This is a genomic window from uncultured Marinobacter sp., assembly GCF_963974375.1.
Classification (GTDB): domain Bacteria; phylum Pseudomonadota; class Gammaproteobacteria; order Pseudomonadales; family Oleiphilaceae; genus Marinobacter.
Map to the genome: position 1 here is coordinate 1 of NZ_CAXBDN010000190.1, position 8,708 is coordinate 8,708.

At 58.4% G+C, this 8,708-nt stretch carries 5 protein-coding genes and 2 pseudogenes; 2 read left to right on the forward strand and 5 right to left on the reverse strand.

Annotation, left to right across the window (positions count from 1 at the left end):
* Positions 1–144: pseudogene (locus AAC035_RS14980) on the reverse strand (bifunctional 3-demethylubiquinol 3-O-methyltransferase/2-polyprenyl-6-hydroxyphenol methylase); the annotation flags it as partial.
* A 28-nt stretch (positions 145–172) separates the two neighbouring features.
* Entirely contained in the window at positions 173–1,507 is a 1,335-nt protein-coding gene (locus tag AAC035_RS14985; protein WP_339805540.1) for a TRZ/ATZ family hydrolase, read from the reverse strand.
* A gap of 280 nt (positions 1,508–1,787) precedes the next feature.
* Between AAC035_RS14985 and mtnA the strand changes: the two genes are divergently transcribed.
* Positions 1,788–2,810, forward strand: coding sequence for an S-methyl-5-thioribose-1-phosphate isomerase (mtnA, locus tag AAC035_RS14990; RefSeq protein ID WP_339805549.1), 1,023 nt, complete (start codon positions 1,788–1,790; stop codon positions 2,808–2,810).
* 97 nt (positions 2,811–2,907) lie between these two features.
* Here the strand turns inward: mtnA and AAC035_RS14995 are convergent.
* Positions 2,908–4,955 (reverse strand): annotated as a pseudogene (locus AAC035_RS14995) (carboxy terminal-processing peptidase).
* Positions 4,956–5,334: 379 nt separating this feature from the next.
* Positions 5,335–7,827: a DUF349 domain-containing protein gene (locus AAC035_RS15000; protein WP_339805543.1), complete on the reverse strand. Its 2,493-nt coding sequence runs from the start codon at positions 7,825–7,827 to the stop codon at positions 5,335–5,337.
* Between the two features lie 260 nt (positions 7,828–8,087).
* On the opposite strand from AAC035_RS15000, the gene AAC035_RS15005 reads away from it, so the two are divergent.
* Positions 8,088–8,519: a regulatory protein RecX gene (locus tag AAC035_RS15005; protein WP_339805545.1), complete on the forward strand. Its 432-nt coding sequence runs from the start codon at positions 8,088–8,090 to the stop codon at positions 8,517–8,519.
* A gap of 7 nt (positions 8,520–8,526) precedes the next feature.
* Here AAC035_RS15005 and AAC035_RS15010 read toward each other — a convergent pair.
* Positions 8,527–8,708: hypothetical protein (locus AAC035_RS15010; RefSeq protein ID WP_339805547.1), on the reverse strand; the 182-nt coding region annotated here is incomplete at its 5' end.

Sequence of the window (8,708 nt, forward strand, 5' to 3'; positions counted from 1 at the left end):
CAGTGGCGCGCGTTCGTCAATATAATTCAGGCGAAGCGGATTGATGTCGTGCAGTGGGCGGAATTCACTGGATGGATCCCACCAGCGGCTGGCCAGAGCCTCAAACTTGGCAATTTCGCTACGGTCTACGTTCTGTTCGGTCATGGCTGCTGTCTGCCTGTTCTGCAAAGGTTTATCGCGTATTGGAAATTCGTTGCCGCCATTCATCGACTTTCAGCATCAGGTCTGGAACGTCGATGCGGGTCAGGCGGCCGTCCTGTAATTGGGGTACGCCGGCAATCCAGCTGTGGCTCACCTGGCGGCCGTGGTTGCTGTAAACCAGGTGAGAGGCCGGGTCGTAAACCGGCTGGAGGTAGGGGTCGCTGAGATCCACTGCAATCAGGTCCGCCAGTTTGCCCGGTACCAGTGACCCCAGTTCGTTATCACGACCAAGCGCACGGGCACCGTTGATTGTAGCCATGGCCAGCGCCTGATGGGCGCTGACAGAGGCCGCGTCACCGGACACGGCTTTGGCAACCATGGCTGCCGTCGACAGCTCGGCGAACATGTCGAGGCTGTTATTGCTGGCGGCACCGTCAGTACCAATGGCGACGTTGATTCCGGCCGCCATCAGCCTTGTCACAGGGCAGAAGCCGCTGGCCAGTTTCAGATTGGACTGCGGGCAGTGAATGACGTGGGCGCCGCTGCGGCGGACGGTATCTATATCGTCTTCACTGAGCGCTGTCATATGAACGCACTGGGTGTTGCCGGACATCAGCCCCAGTTCCGCAAGCCGCTGTATTGGCCGCTTCCCGGACTGCTTCAATGCTTCATCCACCTCAAACGCGGTTTCGTGGAGGTGAATCTGGATTCTGCTACCCTGCGCTTCCGCCAGCGCCAGCGCTTGCTGCAGCGGGCCGTCGGAAACCGTGTAGGGCGCGTGGGGGCCGATGGCAATCTGGATGAAGGGGTCGCTCTGCCACTGCTGAATCAGATCGGTACCCTTTGCCAGGTAGTCTTCAGGGCCACTGCCCCAGGGAGTGGGCATGTCTATCAGGGGAAAACAGATCTGGGCACGCATACCGCTGTCCCGCGCCATCTGGGCCGCCACTTCCGGGAAGAAATACATATCGGAAAACAGGGTAGTACCCGTGCGCAGCATCTCAGCCATCGCCAGCCGGGTACCATCGGCGATGAACTTCTCGCTGACATAACGGCCTTCGGCCGGCCAGATATGTTCGTTGAGCCAGGTCATCAGCGGCAGGTCGTCTGCCATGCCGCGGAACAGCGACATCGCTGCGTGGCCGTGAAGGTTGATAAGCCCTGGCATCACCACGTGCTGGTTAAGATCAACAGTTTCCCTTGCCCGGCACTGCCGGTCCGCTTCCGCCTGCGGTATGACTGCGGCAATACGATCGCCCTGAATCAGGACCGCATGGTGGTCAAGAACAACTCCGGCGGGCTCCACCGGAAGTATCCAGCGGGCGTTGATCCGCAGATCGGCAGCAATAATGGTTTCGGCAGTCATGAAAAACCTGATGTTGCGGATGGATTTGGCCGGCAGGGAACAACCAGGGCCCGGCAGGCTCAAAGTATACCGGCGGCGGAGAGGAGCGACTACCCTGAACCGGTTATACTGGACACGGTTTGGTGGCCCGCATCCGTTGCAAGTCCTTGTGCCCGGGTTCATCGTCACGTATTTTCAGGAGGTAAAAATGTCAGAGTCCGGTACCGGTCCAACAACCATTGCCAGCCGCAGTGGCCAACATGCTGGCCAGCACGGATCCCGACGCCTCGGCACCGTGGCCATGCGTTGGCAGGAGCACAGCCTGGAATTGCTGGATCAGCGGCTGTTACCGGCGGAGGAACACTGGCTGACCATTGAAGGTGCGTCGGGGGTGGCCCAGTGCATCCGTGACATGGTGGTCCGGGGTGCGCCGGCCATCGGCATCAGTGCCGCTTACGGTGTCGCCCTTGCTGCCCGGGGTGCGGATGATCGCCGCTGGAGGGAAGAGGTGCATGATGCCATAGACGAACTGGCAGCCTCCCGCCCGACTGCGGTGAATCTGTTCTGGGCATTGGAGAAAATGAAGCAGGTTCTGGAAACCTGCAACAGTCGGGACGAGGCCATCCAGCAGCTGGCTGATAAAGCTGTCGCCATCCATCAGGAAGATCTGGCGGCGAATCTGACCATGGCGGATCTGGCCCTGGATTTCATGGCGGATACAGCCGCCGGGCAGCCTTTTTCAGTACTGACTCACTGCAATACCGGTGCCCTGGCAACAGGAGGATACGGTACGGCATTGGGTGTGGTGCGCCGGCTCCATGAGGCCGGACTCCTGAAGCGGGTTTTCGCGGACGAAACCCGGCCGTGGTTGCAGGGATCCCGACTGACCGCCTGGGAACTGTCGCAGGATGATATCCCGGTAACCCTGAATGCTGACGGCGCTGCGGCCGCCATTATGGCGGCCGGGGAGGTTCGCTGGGTGATTGTCGGAGCCGACCGGATTACCGCAAACGGTGATGTCGCCAACAAAATCGGCACCTATGGTCTGGCGGTTCTGGCCCGGCACCACAATGTACGGTTCATGGTCGTGGCGCCGTCCAGTACCGTGGATATGTCCCTTGAAAGCGGCGGAAGTATTCCAATCGAAGAAAGAGAGGGCACTGAGGTTCGGGAAATTCGCGGTATACAGCTGGCGCCGTCAGGCGTTGCGGTCTTTAACCCGGTGTTTGATGTTACCCCCGCCAGCCTGCTAGATGTCATTGTTACTGAAAAAGGCCTGGTTGAGAGCCCGGATCTGGCCGGCATGCGTTCACTGTTCCGGTAACATACCGGCCCGCAGGCTTTGCGCCGGAACAAAAAAACCGCCGTTCTTGAGGAACGGCGGTTTTTTTCCGGAATACCGGTAAGGCTTGCGTCCGGATCTAATCCGCTTTAGCCGTTGCCACCTGCTCGTCGGTGATGATGCTGGCCATCCGGCGATCGAGTTCCAGCATATCCGCCATGATATAACCGCCTTCTTTTACAATGAAGTCGAGCTCATCGTCATCGTTGCCGTGGGCGGATGCGGCTTCCTGTTCCTGCCATTTCTCCATATCCTGGAATGTCTTGAAGGCTTCTTCATTCCGCAGTTGGCGGCGGGCATTGGCGATAACCAACTGCCGACGCTCCAGCTCGCTCTGATAGGCGCGACGTTTATCTTCGTTGAGGCTGACCATATTGACAGTCCGTTGCTCCTTGAGGAAGTCGATTTCCTTCTGCAGCAGCCTGAAGTCCGGGCTTTCCGAAAAGCGTTGGTTGTGGCGGTCACGAAGGCTGTCAATCACCCCGCTGAAATCGAAATAACGTTGATGCGGTACGGCATCGATCTGATCCCAGGGCAGGGCACGGGTCAGGGCGTCCTCCCCGATGCGAGTGGCGTCCACTCGTGATGGAATTTCAATGTCAGGAATGACCCCCCGGTGCTGGGTGGAGCCTGGGTAATCTTGAGCTGGCCATGATTGAGGGACCGTACCGCCTGCACCGTGCCTTTGCCGAAAGTCTGGGAGCCAACCACAAGGCCCCGGCCGTAGTCCTGGATGGCACCGGCAAATATTTCAGAGGCGGACGCACTCATGCGATTGACCAGAACCACCATGGGGCCGTCGTAGGCAACGGAGGGATCCTGATCCGTCAGCACCTGCACTTCATTGTTGGCGTTTCTGATCTGTACCGTGGGCCCCTGGTCAATAAACAGACCGACCAGGTCGTTGGCTTCATGGAGAGCGCCACCCCCGTTATTTCTGAGATCCACTACCAGGCCGTCCACCTCCTGCTCCTGCAGTTCACCGAGCAGGCGTCGCACGTCACGGGTGGTGCTGGTGTAATTGGGGTCGCCCCGCTGCATCGCCTGAAAATCAGCATAGAACGTCGGGATATCGATAACACCGATGCGGTAGCTCTGGTCATCCCGCTGCAACTCGATAACGTCACTGCTGGCACTCTGCTCTTCCAGTTTTACCTGATCCCGGGTAATGGCGATAGAACGGGTTACGGTCTCGTCACTGGCAGTGGATGGAATGACTTCAAGGGTGACCACCGAACCGCGGGGACCACGAATCAGGTCCACTACTTCATCTAGACGCCAGCCGATGACGTTAACCGGTTGCTCGTCATCTTCCTGGGTTACCGAGATGATCCGGTCGGCAGGACTGAGTTGTCCCTGGCGGGACGCCGGGCCGCCGGGAACAAGTCGTACCACTTTCGTGTATTCATTGTCGGCCTGCAATACAGCGCCAATGCCCTCAAGGGACAAGCTCATATTTATGTTGAAGTTTTCCGAGTTTCTGGGAGAAAAGTACGTTGTGTGCGGGTCCCAGATACTGGTAAAGGCGTTCATGTAGGCCTGGAAGGCATCTTCGCTGCGCATCTGTGAAATGCGTTTGCGCTGGCCCTCGTAACGGCGGGTCAGCACTTCCAGTATTTCCTCGTCGCTACTGCCGTTCAGGCGTTGCGCGAGAACCGCATTGCGAACACGCTTCTCCCACAACCGGTTCAGGGCCTCGGAATCAGGCTCCCAGTCGGCTTCCGAGCGATCCAGCATGACGCTTTCATCGCCGGTAAAGCTGAGCGTCTCCAGGCCGTCGTCCAGCATGTTCAAGGCAAAATCAAGCCGCTCGATAATGCGTTTCTGAACAGTATTGTAAATATCGAAACCCGGCTGCAGCTGGCCGGTTTTCAGCGAATTGCCTAGCCGCTGTTTTATCGAATCGAAACGCGCGATGTCCTCACCGGTCAGATAAATTCTCTGGCCATCCAGATAGTCCAGATACGCTTCGAAGACCTCGGCTGAGAGTTCGTCGTTGATGGGCTGGTCGCGAAAGTGAGTAAACTGAAGCTGGCGCGCAATCAGTATATTGGCCCGGGCCTGATCAATGGTCGGGGCGACCGGCTCAAAGACCGCGTTACGGTCGGCACTGGCCTGCAAGGTCATGGAACCAAACACCAGTAACGGTGCAACCACCAGCGCGCCTGTGGCAAACGTTCTGGCCCGCTTCCATAAGGAACTGCTCACTACCGAACTGCCTGAATTCGTCATATCACTGGATACCTGAGTCTGATGGCCGGGATTCCGCAAGAGGCGACAGCGCCACATCTCTGGACCTGTATTGTTATATCACATACGAGCCAGGCCGGGCTGTGGACTGAGTTCGGTTCCACAGCGTTACAAGATTCATTGTAGGCAACGGCCATAGCGGTTGCCACAGGGTTCGTGTCGGCGCAGGTGACAATATGTCCACAAATGATGCGGCGCCGGACCGCCCGCGCAGTTAACCCGCCGCTGCTCAGCGGGTATGAAGTTTAGCCCGAACTCAGTCTGAAAGAACTGCCAGCAACCGTTGCTCCAGAGCTTCTGACAGCTCGGTGTCTGGCAGTATCAGACACCATTGGGCAATCAGGGTCTCAAGACTTGTCTCGGCGTGACTCTGGGCACCGCTGCCGAGTCCCTGGGCCAGGCGCCTGACCTGTAGTTCCATTCGCAGTGCCTGCTGGTCTTCCGGGGATTCCTTGCCGGACAGGATCTCCGCCATGACCACCAGTTCTTCACCACCCACGCCGGGAACACTGTCTGCCAGGCCAGGCCAGTTCGGTGGCAGTGAGCTGGTATCCAGTTGCCCCAGGCGTCGCTGCTGAATGGCTGTTGCCCAGAGACCTGTCTGCTGTCGTTGCGCCTGGGAAGCCACCACCTCACTGATGGCCGCGAGGCTATCGCTGATCTCCCGCCTGACGGTTTGGGATATCTCTGTCGACAGCGCGCTGGTCAGTGTCTTGCGAATTTCACTGAGCTGTTCGGGATCGGTTTCTGTTGGTGCGCTTTCCAGCATTGCCTGTACCCGGGCCAGAACTTCCCGTGCCGTATTGTCAGCGGCAATGGACTGATCCTTTTGCTGTTTCCGCTCCTCGTCACGGCGCGCGAAGACCTGGTCGCAGGCGGCCCGGAACGCTTTCCAGAGCTTTCGATCCTCTCGGTGGCGGGTGATACCAACCTGCTGCCACTCTTGCTGGAGATTTTTGGCGTGGCTCATGGCTTCTGCGACCGGAAGGTGTTCTATCAACGCTTCTGCGCGCTCGACGATTTCCGCCTTGAGGGCTTCGTTCCGCAGACGTTCCTGATCCAGCCTTTCGCTCAGGGCGTTGAGTTCCTGATCGAACCGCTTTTGCACAGACCGGTTGTCCCGGAACTCCACAGGCCATGCCGCGCGCCATTCCTCACGGGCGGTACGCTCTATTTTCTCGGCCAGTTTCCAGTCCACCGAGGCCCAGTCGCTCATTTGCAGGAACTCTGCGAGCTGATCACAAATGGCCTGGCGCCTGGCCAGGTTGACTTTCTTGAGGTCTGATTTGGCCTCAAAGTAGGCTTTGCAGGGCTCAAAGGCCTGGTCTGAGGCCTCCTTGAAGCGTTGCCACAGGGTTCGGTCAGAAGACCCGCCCAGGGCCCGCCATTCTTTCTGTAGCTCCTGGATCTTCCCCGCCTTGGCTTCCGGCTCCATGTGTTGCGCCGCCAGGTACTCCATCTGCTCGCACAGTGCCGTCTGTTTCGGCGTGGTGGCAAAGCCCTGCCAGTCGCCAAGATCGTGAACCTGGCCGGATAACCGTTGCAGGCGAGCCCTGAAAGGATCGCTGTTGCGGCCACCCAGCTGCTTTACAAGTGCCTGGGCCTGCTTCAGATGCTGCCGTGATTCTTTCAGCAGGTTCGCGTCCAGGCTTTCTTCCAACTGGCTGATCACACGCTCCAGCTGTTCCTTCTGACCACTGGTATCGACTGTTTCCTTCGCCGCGACGATTTTCTGTTGGGCTGCTTTCGCTGATGCCTGCAGCGCATCCAGCGCAACGGGCGCAGGAAAACTGGATGGCCAGTCAATGGCAGCCAGAATGTCGGCGGCTGCGGAGGCCTCTGACGTCTCTGCCTCACTGGTTTCTGTGGGGGCGATCAGACCTTCGATCTGTGGTTCGTGCTGAACATAGCGCTGCAGGGCTGCAATGTAGTATTTGACGGCATGCATGCTGGCTTCGTACTGCTTTTGCTGGTCCTTGCTGACATCGGTGTCCCGGGTTGCTTCGAGCCACCGGTTCTCCTGAGTCCGTGTCAGTGCATCCAGCGACGGCAAGGCGTTGGTACTGGGCAACTGCTGGCGAAGCTCGTCCAGAGTAGTACCAAGCAACTCGAGAGTCTGCTGTCGCTGCTGGTTTTGCTGGATCCGGTAGCTTTCGAGGGCCTTTTCCCGGGTAATGGCTTCAACGCGCTCTCTGCATCGGTGCAGTGCATCCAGATAGCGAGTGAGCTGTTCGTTGGATGCGTTGGCGGCGTTGGCGGTCCAGTGGCGCTCGAGGTTTATCAGGCGGGCTTCGTAGAGTGATACATCGGCGGTTTCGGCAAGGTCTTCGACCTGACCGATGGTTTGTTCGATCGCCTGACGGGTGGCTGCCTGCCTGTCCTCTTCCTCCCGAATAGCCTGCAGACGTTGGCGGGTCAGTTGGTAGACACCCTTGTCGCGGTTTTTTGCACGTTTCTGCACATCCATCAGCAACGCTTTGTCAGTCAGGCCGTCAGCGGCTTTCAGACGGATATCCGCCGCCAGACCCTCAAGGGCAAGTTCTGCCAGGGTGTGCTGATCCACTTCCAGAGCCAGTGCGGCCCGTTGCTGGTCAATTTGTGACTGTCCTGTAGGCTCCGCGAGCTCCGCTGACTTGCGGGGCTCGGGTTTCTGGCTGCCGGGCTGAGGGCTCTTTTTGTTCGAACCCTTGGCCGGGGCGGAAGCAGCAGGAGCGCGTTTTCTGAAGAGCTTCTGGATAAATGCAGCCATGTCGGTATCCTTCATGAAGTCCATTCCCCGGGGTTTGACAATCACAGGGAAAAATACAACTCCGCACAGAGAGAACTCCGGTGGAGCTGAGCAGGGCGCCTAGTCTATCGTTTGATCGCGGCTTTCGAAAGCACGGGGGAAGGCCGGCGGGATTATGTTAATGAGTGTGTGAACGGGTATGTATGGCAAGCTTCGGTAACAGGACAGGTAAACGGAAATCGGCAACTGTTTATGCAACGCCTGAAGACGAGGTCAGAGCAGTGGCGCTGCGCCTGCTTGCCCGCCGTGAGCACAGCCGTCATGAACTGGTCATCAAGTTGCGGCAGCGAGGCTTTGAAGCCTCGGTTATTGCTCCTGTGCTGGATGATTATGAAGACAGGGACTGGCTGAGCGATCTGCGATTTGCCGAGATGCTGGTCCGGCAACGCAAGGAAGCAGGCTACGGGCCTTTGAAAATCCGCGCGGACCTGCAGCACAAAGGCATCATGGCAACGCCTCAGGCGTTGTCGGAGATAACTGAGGCCAGTTGGCAGGCATGCGCTGTACAAGCCCGGCGAAAACGATTCGGTCTGGGGGATATCCGTAACGACTGGCCTGAAATGGCACGCCAGGCCGGCTTTCTGAACCGAAGGGGGTTTACCTCGGAACAGGTGGAACATGCTGTGACGGCGGTCGAATCCGACCCGATATGAGGTTTCTTCAGAGGGTGGGTGGTGGCATTCCCAGTTCCCGCGGCAGGACCAGGGTCATCTCGGTCAGCGGAAGGTTTGTGTTTTCGGCGCCGTTGGTGTCATCGGCAGGTTGCTGGTCTGTCAATGACACGACAGTGGGCTGGTCCGGCATGGGTTCGTACATTCGGGTCAGTACATCGTAATAACGCC

What these genes read in the sequence shown, in the direction of transcription:
- AAC035_RS14985 (WP_339805540.1), bottom strand. Translation starts at nt 1,507, where the DNA reads ATGACTGCCGAAACCATTATTGCTGCCGATCTGCGGATCAACGCCCGC.
- mtnA (WP_339805549.1), top strand. Translation starts at nt 1,788, where the DNA reads ATGCGTTGGCAGGAGCACAGCCTGGAATTGCTGGATCAGCGGCTGTTA.
- AAC035_RS15000 (WP_339805543.1), bottom strand. Translation starts at nt 7,827, where the DNA reads ATGGCTGCATTTATCCAGAAGCTCTTCAGAAAACGCGCTCCTGCTGCT.